The 12373-nt window shown below is 75.2% G+C and carries 13 protein-coding genes; 3 read left to right on the forward strand and 10 right to left on the reverse strand.

From position 1 onward, the window contains the following. Positions 1 to 61: 61 nt before the first annotated feature. The 3 genes from STTU_RS10505 to STTU_RS10515 all read right to left on the reverse strand — a co-directional run bounded on the left by STTU_RS10505 (position 62) and on the right by STTU_RS10515 (position 2435). The gene (locus STTU_RS10505; RefSeq protein WP_007822530.1) at positions 62 to 643 is read right to left on the reverse strand and encodes an SMI1/KNR4 family protein; all 582 of its coding nucleotides are present in this window, start codon (positions 641 to 643) and stop codon (positions 62 to 64) included. Positions 644 to 783: 140 nt separating this feature from the next. Then, positions 784 to 1614: a helix-turn-helix domain-containing protein gene (locus STTU_RS10510; protein WP_078518958.1), complete on the reverse strand. Its 831-nt coding sequence runs from the start codon at positions 1612 to 1614 to the stop codon at positions 784 to 786. Further along, positions 1611 to 2435, reverse strand: coding sequence for a helix-turn-helix domain-containing protein (locus STTU_RS10515; RefSeq protein ID WP_007822534.1), 825 nt, complete (start codon positions 2433 to 2435; stop codon positions 1611 to 1613). The genes STTU_RS10510 and STTU_RS10515 overlap by 4 nt, the downstream gene beginning before the upstream one ends. Before the next feature lie 312 nt (positions 2436 to 2747). Here STTU_RS10515 and STTU_RS10520 point away from each other — a divergent pair, with 312 nt between their 5' ends. Further along, entirely contained in the window at positions 2748 to 3497 is a 750-nt protein-coding gene (locus STTU_RS10520; protein ID WP_078519085.1) for a restriction endonuclease, read from the forward strand. A gap of 13 nt (positions 3498 to 3510) precedes the next feature. Here the strand turns inward: STTU_RS10520 and STTU_RS10525 are convergent, their stop codons facing one another. From STTU_RS10525 to STTU_RS10545, 5 genes are all read right to left on the reverse strand, one after another. After that, positions 3511 to 3753 (reverse strand): DUF6411 family protein, encoded by a 243-nt coding sequence (locus tag STTU_RS10525; RefSeq protein WP_007822538.1) that lies wholly within the window; start codon positions 3751 to 3753, stop codon positions 3511 to 3513. A gap of 131 nt (positions 3754 to 3884) precedes the next feature. Next, a complete protein-coding gene (locus tag STTU_RS10530; protein WP_007822540.1) occupies positions 3885 to 4907 on the reverse strand; it encodes a cation diffusion facilitator family transporter in 1023 nt (340 codons plus the stop codon). An 81-nt stretch (positions 4908 to 4988) separates the two neighbouring features. Further along, entirely contained in the window at positions 4989 to 5870 is an 882-nt protein-coding gene (locus STTU_RS10535) for an acyl-CoA thioesterase (RefSeq protein WP_043254773.1), read from the reverse strand. Between the two features lie 61 nt (positions 5871 to 5931). Continuing rightward, complete coding sequence (locus tag STTU_RS10540) at positions 5932 to 7089, reverse strand: acyl-CoA dehydrogenase family protein (protein WP_007822545.1); 1158 nt, start codon at positions 7087 to 7089, stop codon at positions 5932 to 5934. A gap of 199 nt (positions 7090 to 7288) precedes the next feature. Then, positions 7289 to 7474 carry a hypothetical protein gene (locus tag STTU_RS10545; protein ID WP_007822546.1) on the reverse strand — a complete coding sequence of 62 codons (186 nt, stop codon included), beginning with the start codon at positions 7472 to 7474 and terminating at the stop codon, positions 7289 to 7291. 201 nt (positions 7475 to 7675) lie between these two features. On the opposite strand from STTU_RS10545, the gene STTU_RS10550 reads away from it, so the two are divergent. Then, positions 7676 to 8293: a nucleoside/nucleotide kinase family protein gene (locus STTU_RS10550; RefSeq protein ID WP_007822548.1), complete on the forward strand. Its 618-nt coding sequence runs from the start codon at positions 7676 to 7678 to the stop codon at positions 8291 to 8293. Between the two features lie 575 nt (positions 8294 to 8868). Here the strand turns inward: STTU_RS10550 and STTU_RS10555 are convergent. Further along, entirely contained in the window at positions 8869 to 9678 is an 810-nt protein-coding gene (locus STTU_RS10555; RefSeq protein ID WP_007822551.1) for an alpha/beta fold hydrolase, read from the reverse strand. Positions 9679 to 10134: 456 nt separating this feature from the next. On the opposite strand from STTU_RS10555, the gene STTU_RS10560 reads away from it, so the two are divergent. After that, positions 10135 to 11640 (forward strand): MDR family MFS transporter, encoded by a 1506-nt coding sequence (locus STTU_RS10560; RefSeq protein WP_007822553.1) that lies wholly within the window; start codon positions 10135 to 10137, stop codon positions 11638 to 11640. Positions 11641 to 11753: 113 nt separating this feature from the next. Here the strand turns inward: STTU_RS10560 and STTU_RS10565 are convergent, their stop codons facing one another. Beyond that, positions 11754 to 12341 carry a TetR/AcrR family transcriptional regulator gene (locus STTU_RS10565; protein ID WP_007822554.1) on the reverse strand — a complete coding sequence of 196 codons (588 nt, stop codon included), beginning with the start codon at positions 12339 to 12341 and terminating at the stop codon, positions 11754 to 11756. Positions 12342 to 12373 lie beyond the last annotated feature (32 nt).

A 12373-nucleotide genomic window follows, 5' to 3' on the forward strand; every position in this document is an offset into this window, starting at 1 on the left:
TCGGCGACCAAGGCGCCCCGATGGCGCGGGCGTTGGTGAAGGAGCCGGGTGGGCGTCCGCGTTACGCCTCGGCCGACAGCCGGCTCGCCGCCCGATCCCACGCCCGCGGCTCGGCCGCCCCGTCCCCGTCCCCGTCCCGCGCGTCCTCCTCGTACCAGCCGGTCCCCGCGAGCCACGTCCCCAGCCAGGCCGCGAGGCTCCCGGAGTCGTGGAACCAGCAGCCGTCCCACGGTCCCCCGGCGTAGGCGTTCGGCTCGAAGAGGAGGACCTGCCCGTTTTCGTCGAAGCAGTCGACGGCCGCGTACATGGCGCAGCCCCAGGTCAGGACCGGCACGACCCCCTCGGGCCACATCGGGTGCTCGCCCGGCTCCTCGCGCCGTGCCAGGTACTCGCCGACGACGTTCTCGTCCGGGCCGAGCAGGGGCAGCAGGCGGTAATCCGGGCCGAAGCCGCCGTCCGCGACCTCGCGGTACAGCCGCGCGAGCAGGGGATGCAGCGGGAACCCGAGCCGCCCCTCGGCCTCCGCGAGCCGGGCCTCGGGGACGGGCGCGGGGAGGTGCGGGCTCTCCGAGAGAGCCCTGGCGGCGACGCGGCGCAGGAGTTCATCGGTCTCGGTCACGACGGTGATGCTGTCAGGAGGCACTGACACGGTCCGGGCCGGTGCTCTCGCCGAGGGCTCCCCGCGCCGAGGGCTCCCGGCACCGAGGGCTCCCGGCGCCGAGCGCACTCCGGCCGGAGGCGGCGGAGGCCCTGGTGTCCCCCGGGATGCGGGGGGCGCGGCGGTCATGCCCGCCCGGGAGGCGTGGGCGTCCCCGTGTCCGCGAGCAGCCGGTCGAGGGCCCGTTCCGAGGGGGAGCCCGGTTCCGCCGAGTGGACGACGAGGAGGATGCCGGGATGGGCCGGGACGGCGAAGCGCTGGTAGGTGAGCGTGAGGGGGCCGACGACGGGGTGGGTGAGGGTGAGTTCACCGACGGGTGGGGGGTTGACCTCGTAGCGCTGCCACATCGCGCGGAAGCCGGCCGACCGGGAGAGGAGTTCGTCGCGCAGGGCGAGCACGCGGGGGTCGTCGGGCGTGTGGTCGGCCTGGGCCCGGAGGGTGGCGACCGCGCGGGCCACGAGGGTGGGCGCGTCGGCGTAGAGGCGGTGCACCTCGGGGGTCAGGAAGGCCGCGCGCAGGAGGTTGGCGCCGGGACGGTAGAAGGGGGCCAGGGCGGTGGCGGGCGGGGTGGCGGCGAGGACGTCGAGGGTCGCGGTCTGGACGACCGCCGGGATGTCCCGCCACACCGTCAGCAACTCCGCGAGCCCGGCGGGCAGTTCGGTGCACGCGGGCTCGGGCCGGGGGAGGTGGCCCGCCAGGTGGTGGAGGTGGCGGGTCGTGGGGGCGTCCAGGCGGAGGGCGCGGGCCAGGGCGTCCAGGATCTCGGGGGACGGGCGCCGGTCGCGGCCCTGTTCGAGGCGTGTGTAGTAGTCGTGGCTGATGCCCGCGAGGTCGGCCAGCTCCTCGCGGCGCAGCCCGGGCACGCGGCGCGGGCCGGGGGCCGGCGTCAGCCCCGCCGCCCGGGGGGTGAGGGCGTCGCGGCGGGCGCGGAGGAAAGCGGCGAGGGAGGGGGTCATCCGAGCCGCTCCCCCAGCGAGGCGAGCAGCCCGGCGGTGCGGCTGCCGCGCTCGGCGTGGTAGACGACGAGCACCTGCCCCTCGTCGGGCAGCACCGTCAGCTTCTCGTACGCGAGGTCGAGCGGGCCGAGGTCCGGGTGGAGCAGCCGGGTGCGGCCCGCCGTGCGCGGGCTCACGTCGTGGCGGGCCCACAGCCTCCTGAAGTCGGCGCTCTTCTCCCGTAGTTCGGCCACCAGCGGGGCGAGTCCCGGGTCGTCCCGCACCCGCAGGGAGGCCACCAGGGCGGCGATCACGGACTCCCAGTCCTCGTAGAGCGGGCGCGGGGTCTCGTCCACGAAGACCGCACGCAGGAGGTTGACGCCCGGCCGGTAGCTCGGGGAGAGCGCCGTGGCGAGCGGGTTGGCGACGAGGACGTCGTGGTAGCGGCCCTGTACGTACGCCGGGGTGTCCCGGCGCGAGAGGACGAGGCGGCGGACCGGTTCGGGGACCGTCTCGGGGGCGTGCGGGGCCGGGTGCCGCGGGCGGCCGAGCGCGAGGGCGCGCAGGTGGGCGCGCGCGTCGGCGTCGAGCCGCAGCACGTCGGCGAGGGCGTCGGCGACCTCGGGCGAGGGGTGCCGGTCGCGCCCGCGTTCGAGCCGGAGGTAGTACGCGGCCGAGATCCCCGCGAGCGCGGCCACCTCCTCCCGCCTGAGCCCCGGCAGCCGCCGCCGCGCCGAACCGGTGAGCCCGACGTCCTCGGGCCGGACGAGCGCCCGGCGGGCGCGGAGGAACGCGGCGAGCGGGGTGGGCGCGGAGGGGGACGAGGGGGACTCGGCGGGCATCCGCCCAGCGTATGCCGAGGTCCGGGGCGATCGCGGCACGGCCCGCACGGGAGCGCGGAAGGAGGCGGCGGCCTTCTCCGCACCTCCTGCGGATGACCCTGTGCGATGCCTCCCTCACGAGGTGTCGTCGCTCGCGGGCGCGGGTAGTCATGCGGGACGTCGAAGGGGGGTCCGCGTGGTCCGGAGCGGCAGACACGTCCGGCGGGACGGCACGGAGGGGCGGGCGCGCGGGGGCGCCGCGCGGGAGCGGGGGCGGACTCCGGTGTCCGTACGCGCACGGGAGGCGTGCTCGCGCCGGGTCCGGTGCGCCCGGTGACCCGCCGCTCACCCACGCGCCGCCGCACGCCCGCCCGCCGCCACTCCCCCACGCGCCGCCGCCCCGGGACGCACCGCTCCGCCGCACGCCGTGGCTCTCCCGCCCGCCGCCCGCTCCGTCGCGATGACGCCCTCGGCCTCGCCGGTCTCGCCGTCCTCGGCCTCTTCCTCCTCCTCGCCCTCCTCCGCTGGCTCGCCACGCACTGGTGGCTGCCGCTCGGGCTCGCGCTCGCCGGGGCGGCCGTGTGGGGGCTCGCGCTGCGGCGCCGGGCCGAGCGGGCGCGGTGGGAGCAGGCGCGGCAACGGGCCTTGCGCCTGGGGCTCGGGACGCTCGACGCGCTGGACCACCGGCAGTTCGAGTACGCCGTGCGGGACCTGCTGCGCCGCGACGGCTGCGCGGACGCGGAGCAGGTCGGCGGGGCGAACGACCGCGGTGCCGACGTGCTCGCGACGGACCCGTACGGCCGCAGGTGGCTCGTGCAGTGCAAGCACCGCAGGGACGGGGCGGCCGGGCCCGCCGTCGGCACCCCGGACCTCCAGCGCGTCAACGGCACGGCCCGTCAGCTCCACGGCGCCGACGTCGTCCTCGTCGTCACCAACGGCCGTTTCAGCGGCAAGTGCCCCGAGCTGGCCGGGGCCCTGCGGATGCACCTCGTGGACCGGGAGCTGCTGGGGACATGGGCGAGCGGGGCGCGCCCCCTGTGGGAGCTGCTGCCCCGCGTGCCCGCGCCCCGCCGGGGGTCGTGAGTCGCCGTCCCGGTCAGAACGGCATGTGACCGCGTGCCTTGCGGCCCGCCGAGCCGCTGTGCCCGACCGCCTTGGAGCTGCTGCTGAAGGGCTTGCTGAAGAGCCGGCCGAGAATGCCGGGCGCCTTGGAACCGGCGCGCGAGCCGAGGCCCAGCGTGCGCTGGGTGCCGCGCTGCGGCTTGTGCGAGAACCGGGGGACGAGGAAGGCGAGGACGAGAAGAACGACGCATACGCCGACAATGCCGAGGACGACCATGGGGGGCTCCTTGTGCCGTGGGCGCGAGCGGTCTCGGCCCTGGTGTGTTGCGGGCCGCGTGCCCGGTCGCGGGGGCGTCATGCCTGGTGACGTACATGCCCCGTACAGCCACAAGGGCGCCCGCGCGCCGCTCAACGGCCCGCGTCCCCCCAGGGGTTCAGCCCCTCGCGGCGCCGCTGGCCCGCTCCCGGCGTGGGATCGAGGTAGACCCGGGTCACGCGGGGGAAGCGCTCGCGGATGCGGCGTTCGGCGCGTTCGCAGCTCCACTCGACCTGCGCCGCCGTCGACGCGTCGCGGAAGTCGATCTTGGCGGCGACCAGGGCCTCGTCGGGGCCCTGCACGAGCGTCACGAGGTCGAGGACGGCTTCGACGTGCTCCGTCGCGAGGAGTTCGGCGCGGATCGCCGCGCGCTCGGCGGGCGGGAGGGGGCGCCCGGTGAGCAGTTCCGCGTTCGAGCGGCCGAGCACCCACGCGACCCAGACGAGGAGCACGCCGATGAGGAGCGAGGCGATCCCGTCCCAGGTCCCGTCGCCCGTCGCGTGCGCGAGCGCGATGCCGCCCGCGGCGAGGACGAGGCCCGCGAGCGCCGCCGAGTCCTCGAAGACGACGGCCTTGACGGTCGTGTCGCTCGTCCACCGCAGGTGCTTGCGGAAGGTCGTCCGCGCGGCGCGCGCCTCCCCCGCCATCTGCTTGAGCCCCGTCCGCAGGGAGTAGCCCTCCAGGACGAAGGCGATCGCCAGGACGACGTACGACAGGAGGGGGTTGCCGAGGGTCTCGCCGTGCGTGAGCGTGTGGACGCCGTCGTAGACGGAGAAGACCGCGCCGCCGACGAACGTCGCGACGGAGGCGAGGAGCGCCCAGATGTAGCGCTCGTGCCCGTGGCCGAGCGGGTGGTCCTCGTCGGCGGGCTTGGCGCTGCGCCGCAGGGCGAGCAGGAGCAGCAGCTCGGTGACGGTGTCCGCGAGCGAGTGGGCGGCCTCCGAGAGCATCGCCGAGGAGCCGCTGACGAGCCCGGCGAGGAGCTTCGCGGCGGCGATCCCGAGGTTGGCCCCGGCGGCGACGAGGACGGTGAAGGTGCTCTCGCCGTTCTCACCGCTCCCGCCACCGGGGTCGGGCGTCGTCGCGGACCGCTGTACGGGATCACTGCTGCTCATAGCGGCGCAGTATGCCCAGCGGTACGGGTACGGGCCCGGCGGACACGCCCCGCCGGGCCCGTACCGGAGGATCCGGGCGCGTCACCGCTCGCGCGGCACCCGCATCAGCCCCTCCTGGATCACCGATATGGCGAGCCGCCCGTCCTGCGTGTAGATGCGCGCCTGGCCCAGGCCCCGGCCGCCCGAGGACGAGGGGGACTCCTGGTCGTACAGGAGCCACTCGTCGGCGCGGAAGGGCCGGTGGAACCACATCGCGTGGTCGAGGCTCGCGCCGACGATGTCGCCCGTGACCCAGCCGCCGCGCCCGTGCGCGAGGAGGACGGAGTCGAGCAGCGTCATGTCCGAGACGTACGTCGCGAGGCAGACGTGCAGGAGCGGGTCGTCCCCCGCGAGTTTGCCGTTGGTGCGGAACCACACCTGCGAGCGCGGCTCGCGCGGCTGCCCGGCGGTCGCGTACGGGGGCGCGTCCACGTACCGCAGGTCGACCGCCTCGCGGGCTTCGAGCAGCTTGCGCACGACCTCGGGGCCGCCGACCGCCTCGGTGTACCGGGGCAGCGCCTCGGGCGCGCTCGGCAGCGACTCGGGGTCGGGCGCGGGCGGCATCGGCGCCTGGTGGTCGAGCCCCTCCTCGTACATCTGGAAGGAGCACGAGAGGTGGAAGATCGGCTGGCCGTGCTGGATCGCGACGACGCGCCGGGTCGTGAAGGAGCGGCCGTCCCTGATGCGGTCCACGCGGTAGACGATGGGCGCGCCGGGGTCGCCCGCGACGAGGAAGTACGCGTGCAGCGAGTGCGCGTACCGGTCGGCGGGCACGGTGCGGCCCGCGGCGACGAGCGCCTGGGCCGCGACCTGCCCGCCGAAGACGCGCGGGACGAGGGTGGGCCTGGACTGGCCCCGGAAGATGTCCACCTCGATCCGCTCCAGATCGAGCAGGTCGAGGAGGTCGTCGAGTGCCTCGCTCATACGGCGTACTCCCTGTGCTCCCCGGTCGCGCACGCGTGCGCGGCCCTCGTCCCGGACCGGCTCACAGCCCCATGCTCTTCGCGATGATCATCTTCATGACCTCGCTCGTGCCACCGTAGATGCGGTTGACGCGGTTGTCCGCGTAGAGGCGGGCGATCGGATACTCGTTCATGTAGCCGTAACCGCCGTGCAACTGGAGGCAGCGGTCGATGACGCGGGAGGCGACCTCGGTGCAGAAGAGCTTCGCGGACGCGGCCTCGGCGGCGGTCAGCTCGCCCTTGTCGTGCGCTTCGAGCGCGCGGTCGCAGACGGCCTCGGCGGCATCGACCTCGGCCTTGCAGGCGGCCAGCTCGAACTTCGTGTTCTGGAACGCGGCGACGGGCTTGCCGAAGACGGTGCGGTCCTGCACGTACTGCTGTGCGAAGCGGACGGCGGCGGCGGCCTGCGCGTAGGCGCCGACGGCGATGCCGAGGCGCTCCTGCGGGAGGTTCTGGCCGAGGTACGCGAAGCCCTTGTTCTCCTCGCCGAGGAGGTCCGCGACCGGCACCTTCACATCCGTGAAGGACAGCTCGGCGGTGTCGGACGTCTTGAGGCCGAGCTTGTCGAGCTTGCGGCCGACCGCGTAGCCCTCGGACTTCGTGTCGACGACGAGCAGCGAGATGCCGAAGCGGCGGTCGTCCTCCTTCGGCGGCGCGGTGCGGGCGCAGACGATGACGCGGTCGGCGTGGACGCCGCCGGTGATGAAGGTCTTGGCGCCGTTGAGGACGTAGTGCGTGCCGTCCGCGGAGAGCTTCGCGGTCGTCTTCATGCCCGCGAGGTCCGAGCCGGTGCCGGGCTCGGTCATCGCGATGGCGAACATGGCGCGGCCCGAGACGAAGTCCGGCAGCCAGCGCTTCTTCTGCTCCTCGGTGGCGTACGCCTTGAGGTAGGGCAGACACAGCGCGACGTGCACGCCGCTGCCGCCGAGCGAGACGCCCGCGCGGGCGGTCTCCTCGGAGAGGATCGCCTGGAACTTGAAGGACTCCTCGCCGGCCCCGCCGTACTCCTCGGGCACCTCGATACCGAAGATGCCCAGCTCGCCGAGCTTGTAGTAGAAATCGCGCGGCGCCTGCCCGGCGGCCACCCACTCCTCGTGCCGCGGCACGACCTCGGCCTCGATGAAGGCGCGGATCGTCTCGCGGAACGCCTCGTGGTCCTCGTTGTAAACGGTACGGCGCACTGACGCCACCCTCCTTCGGCGGCCGGTGCCGGTCCGCCCCTCGGCGGCCGGTGCGGGCCGGTCCGCGCGGTACGTGCGAAGGCGGGGCGCCGGACATACTAAGCGCCCGCTCACCCTTGAAGTTACCCGCACGTACGGCGGGTGTCCAGACGACCGAGGGGCGGGCGCGGGGCACTCCGCACGGCGGAACCGGCCCGGCTCACACCGCGCAGGAGCCGCCCCCGGGCCGCCCGCGCTGGGCGCGCGTGGAGACGAGGAGCGCCGCCATCTCGTCCGGGTCGACGTCGTCCTCGCCCTCGACGACGGGGTCCATCCCGACCGGCTCGGGCTCGGCCTCGGGAGGCGGCCCGGCCTTCAGCTGCCCGAGGGGGAAGAAAGCGGTCATGGGGCACCTCCGGGGAGTGTGTGGTCGTGCGGAACCGACTGTACGCGGGGGCGCCCGCACGTACAGGGCGTCCCTCGGGGGAGGATGTCGGGCGTCGGGGCCGGAACAATCTTCGTACAGCAGGCGCACACCCGCCGAGACCCGCGCGTGCGCCACGGCCGGACGCCCGGAAACAGTCCCGCCTCGGCATAATCGCCGCCCGTGGACCCCTCCTTCGACGCCCTCGTCGCCCGCGCCCGCCGCCTCTCCGTCCCCGGCCGCCGTCGCCTCCTCGGGATCGCCGGGGCTCCCGGGGCCGGGAAGTCGACGCTGGCGGAGCGGATCGTGGCCGCCGTGCCCGGCTCCGTGCTCGTACCGATGGACGGATTCCACCTGGCGCAGGCGGAGTTGGAGCGGCTGGGGCGCGCGGGACGCAAGGGGGCGCCCGACACCTTCGACGCGGCCGGGTACGTGGCGCTCCTGCGGCGGCTGCGGGAGCCGGTCGCGGACGAGGTCGTCTACGCGCCGCTGTTCCGCCGGGAGTGGGAGGAACCGCTCGCCGGTGCCGTGCCCGTACCGCCGGACGTGCCGCTCGTCGTCACGGAGGGCAATTACCTGCTGCTCGACACGGGCCCGTGGGCGCCCGTACGGGACCTGCTCGACGAGACGTGGTTCCTCGCCCCGGACCCGGCGACCCGTGTGCGGCGGCTCGTGGAGCGGCACGTGCGGTACGGGAGGCCGCGCGCGGAGGCGGAGCGGTGGGTGGCGGAGTCGGACGAGGTCAACGCGCGGGTGGTGGAGGGGAGCCGGGCGCGGGCAGAACTGCTCGTGCGGGGGTGAGGCGGGGCCCCGGGCGGGGGCGCGTGCCGAGCCGTCGCCCGGCGCCCCGGGAGCGCCGTAGCGCTCCGCCTCGGCGAGGCCGAGCCCGCTTGCGCGCCGCGTCGATGCGGTGTCGGCGGTCCACACGCTGAGCACGATCGCTTCGCCGGGGAAAGCGCCGCCGAATCAGTCCGGCACGGCCGCGCGGGCCACGGCGTACCCGCGCTCGCAGGCGCCGGGCAGGAACAGGTAGCCGGGATCGGCCGTGCCCTCAACGGCCGGGCGGATGGAGTCCGTTGCCCGGCGCTCCAGGCGTGCCCGGTCATCGCCCCGTCTTGCGCGCGATGACGAGACTTCCCGCCCACGACTTGGGCACCTCCGCGGCTCACGCACGAGCGCGTCGCAGGGGCGGGCCCCCGGGGCCGGTGCGGACGTCCGGCGGGGCGAGCGGTGCGGCGAAGGCCGCCCGGCCCCGGGCGCCGGGCGTGCGGAGCCCGAGCCGCCCGGTCCCGATCGAACCCAACGGCCCGCCCAGGAGACGCAGTTCCTCCACCCGCCGCACGCCCGGCAGCGGGCGGCGTACGAGGGCCCCGCCCTCAGCTCCCCGCCTCCCGCAGGAAGTCCGCCGCCACCTGCCCCCAGCCCTCGACCTCCGCCGCCGTCCGCGCCACGGACAGGCGGGCGCCCGGGATGTGCCGCGCGACGGTCTCGGCGGAGGAGACGGGGTGGCCCGGGTCGGTGTCCCAGGCGAGGACGAGCGTGGGGACCGTGATGCGCGCGAGGGTCTCCGGGGCCGGAAGGTCGGAGCCCGCGGCGCCCTCCAGGACGGCGGGCAGGAGGGCCGCGCGGACGTCGACGCCGCCCTGGTCGCGCCCGGCGAAGATCGGCGGGGTGGGCGCGGCGGCGCGCAGCGCGTCCAGCGCGGTGGGGTCCTCGGCGGCGAGCGCCGCCATCCGCCGGTAGAGCCCGGCCTGCGCCGCACGCGTCTCCCAGGCGGTGGGGACGGCGGTGAGGACCAGCGCGAAGAAGCGCTCGGGGGCGCGCAGCGCGGCGTGCAGCGCCGTCGCGGTGCCCATGGAGCAGCCGATCGCGGCGACGGGGGTCTCCGGCGAGAAGTGGTCGGCGAGCGCGAGCATGTCCCCGGCCAGGGCGCTCCACTCGTACGCGGCCGGTTCGGGCCTGCCGCCGCTCTCGCCGTGCCCCCGCGCGTCGTAGGCGACGAGGCGGTGGTGCGCCGCGACGGGCGCGTAGTCGGGGAGGCCGTAGCGGGCGTCATGGGCGCGGCTGCACGTGATCCCGTGCGCGAGCAGGACGGCGGGGCCCGTCCCGCGCACGGTGCAGGCGAGGCGGGCGCCGGGGAGCGGGACGACGGGGAAGTCGGCGGCGGGCGCGGGCTGCTGCGTCATGACGGGGACTCCTCGGCGGAACGAACAACGAACGGAGGGGGCTGGGCTGGGCTGGGCTGGGCTGGGCTGGGCTGGGCTGGGCTGGGCTGGGCTGGGCTGGGCTGGGCTGGGCTGGGCTGGGCTGGGCTGAAGGTACACCTGGGGGCGGGGTGGTGCGGCGGCATTCCGCGTACGGCGATCAAGGGCGTACGGCGACGCGATCTCCCCGGGGCCGAGGGGGCGAGGGGCGGCCCGCGAGCGCCTTCGTACGTCTGCGCGTGCCGCCGCGAGGTGCGGCGTCGTTCCCCGGTGGGAAGTCATTGATCAGATCCACCGAGGGGGTGCCGGGGCGCGGGGGCGGGTGCCGACGCAGCGCGACGAACTTGTTCGTGACGAACGCGTTCGTTACGCTCGTCGTACGGCAGGCACGTCCCCGTACCGCCGCTCCCCTGCCCCAGACCGAGAAAGGGGGACGTCATGGCCGACACTCCGCGCCAGGACCCCTCTCCTGCCGCCCCCGCGCCCGCCCGCCGCCCCGTGCGGGTCCGCTGGGTCCTGCTCGGCGTGCTCCTCGCCCTGCTCCTGTCCATGCTCGACGGCCTGATCGTCGGGACCGCGATGCCGACCGTCGTCGACGACCTCGGCGGGCTCGACCGGATGTCGTGGGTCGTCACCGGCTACACCCTCGCGACCGCGTGCTCGACCGCCGTGTGGGGCAAGCTCGGTGACCTCTTCGACCGCAAACGGGTCTTCCTCGCCTCGGTGGTGCTCTTCCTCGTGACGTCGGTGGCGTGCGGGCTCGCGCCGTCGATGAACGCGCTCATCGCCTTCCGCGTCGTGCAGGGACTCGGCGCGGGCGGCATGGGCGCGGGGGCCTTCGCGCTGATCGGCGCGCTCGTGCCGCCGCGCGAACGCGGCAGGTACCAGGGCATGGTGGCCGCCGTGATGGCGGTCGGGCAGCTCGGCGGGCCGCTCGTCGGCGGCTTCGTGACCGGGCACTTCGGCTGGCGCTGGGCGTTCTACGTGAACGTCCCCGTAGGTCTCGTGTGCCTCGCGTGGTGCGGCCTGCTGCTGCGGCTCCCGGCGCGGGAGCGACAGGGGGCGGTACGGATCGACTGGGCCGGGATCGTGCTGCTCAGCGGGGCCATCTCGGCCTTCGTGATGGCGGCGACGTGGGCGGGCAGCACGTACGCGTGGGGCTCGTGGCAGATCCTCGGCCTCGGCACGCTCGCCGTCGCGCTCCTCGCGGGCTTCGTCGTGACCGAACGCCGCGTGGCGGACCCGCTGATGCCGCCGCGCGTCTACACGGCCCACCGCAACTTCCCGCTCGCGGCGGTGCTGTTGACAGTGACGGGCATGACGCTGTTCGGGGCGACGCTCTATCTCCCGCTCTACCAGCAGGTGGTGCAGGGCGCGACCGCCTCGCACTCCGGCCTGCTGCTGCTCCCGATGATGATCGCGACGCTCGTCGCGACGAGCGTCGCGGGCAAGGTCATGTCGGCGACGGGCCGCTACAAGCTCTTCCCCGTCGTGGGCGCGGCGAGCATGGTCGTCGGCATGGGCCTGCTGTCGACGGCGGGGACCGGCACGCCCCACTCCCTCACCACGGTCTCCATGATCTTCCTGGGCATCGGCAGCGGCTTCGCCATGCAGATGTCGAACACGATCGCGCAGAACTCCGTCTCGATGCGGGACATGGGCGCGGCCTCGGCGGCGACCAACCTCTTCCGCACCCTGGGCGGCTCCCTCGGCCTCGCGATCTTCGCCTCGCTCTTCACGTCGAGCGTCCAGGGCGGCCCCGCGAAGGGCCCCGTCTACGCCGCGCACGTCGCCCACGCCACGCACCTGATCTTCCTGGTGGGAGCGTGTGTGGGCGTGACGGCCCTCCTCGCGGCCCTGGCGATCGAGGAGGTCCCGCTGCGGGGCAAGGAGCCCGCGAAGCCGGTGGCGGAGGGCGGCAAGGGGGCGACGGAGACGGCGTGAGCGACGCCGGACGGTGCGGGGCGAGGTACGGCGGCGGTGCGGGCGCGGGGCATCCGGGCGGATGCCGCGCCCGGCCGTCCTCCGCACCGGCCCGCCCCCACCCCGCACGCGGGTCACGCCACCCCGAACGCTCCCCGCGCCAGCCGCAGCAGCAGTTCCCCCATCTCGGCCCGTCCGATGCCGTCCGCCACCTGGTGCGGGGTCGAGTTGAGGAGGCCGAAGACCGCGTGGACCGTCGCGCGGGCCCTCGGCTCGTCCGTCGTGGGGCGGACCTTGCGGAGGGTGTCCACCCAGAGTTCGACGTACTCGCGCTGGAGGCGGCGCACCCGGCGGCGGTCCTCGTCGCGGAGGCGGTCGAGTTCCCGGTCGTGGAGGACGATCAGGGCGCGGTCGTCGAGAGCGAAGTCGATGTGGCCGGCGAGGAGCGAGTCGAGTACCGCTTCCGGGGGTCCCTCGGCCGCCGCGAGGCGCGCGCGTCCGCCCGCGAGCAGGCGCTCACTGATGCCGACGAGCAGTTCGGCGAGCATCGCGTCCTTGCCCGCGAAGTGCCGGTAGAGGCCGGGGCCACTGATGCCCACGGCCGCGCCTATCTCGTCCACCCCGACCCCGTGGAAGCCGCGCGCGGCGAAGAGGCGGGCGGCCTCCCGGAGGATCTGGACCCGTCTTGTCGGCGCGTCTGCGCTCGCGGGGCTGGTGCTCATGGGAAGTCATTCTAGACAAGGCCGTTAGCGCT

The sequence above is a fragment of the Streptomyces sp. Tu6071 genome (genome assembly GCF_000213055.1).
GTDB classification, from domain to species: Bacteria; Actinomycetota; Actinomycetes; order Streptomycetales; family Streptomycetaceae; genus Streptomyces; species Streptomyces evansiae.

Coding starts and splice junctions, on each gene's coding strand:
- STTU_RS10510 (WP_078518958.1), bottom strand. CDS start 1,614: ATGACCCCCTCCCTCGCCGCTTTCCTCCGCGCCCGCCGCGACGCCCTC.
- STTU_RS10525 (WP_007822538.1), bottom strand. CDS start 3,753: ATGGTCGTCCTCGGCATTGTCGGCGTATGCGTCGTTCTTCTCGTCCTC.
- STTU_RS10565 (WP_007822554.1), bottom strand. CDS start 12,341: ATGAGCACCAGCCCCGCGAGCGCAGACGCGCCGACAAGACGGGTCCAG.
- STTU_RS10535 (WP_043254773.1), bottom strand. CDS start 5,870: ATGAGCGAGGCACTCGACGACCTCCTCGACCTGCTCGATCTGGAGCGG.
- STTU_RS10530 (WP_007822540.1), bottom strand. CDS start 4,907: ATGAGCAGCAGTGATCCCGTACAGCGGTCCGCGACGACGCCCGACCCC.
- STTU_RS10555 (WP_007822551.1), bottom strand. CDS start 9,678: ATGACGCAGCAGCCCGCGCCCGCCGCCGACTTCCCCGTCGTCCCGCTC.
- STTU_RS10560 (WP_007822553.1), top strand. CDS start 10,135: ATGGCCGACACTCCGCGCCAGGACCCCTCTCCTGCCGCCCCCGCGCCC.
- STTU_RS10515 (WP_007822534.1), bottom strand. CDS start 2,435: ATGCCCGCCGAGTCCCCCTCGTCCCCCTCCGCGCCCACCCCGCTCGCC.
- STTU_RS10545 (WP_007822546.1), bottom strand. CDS start 7,474: ATGACCGCTTTCTTCCCCCTCGGGCAGCTGAAGGCCGGGCCGCCTCCC.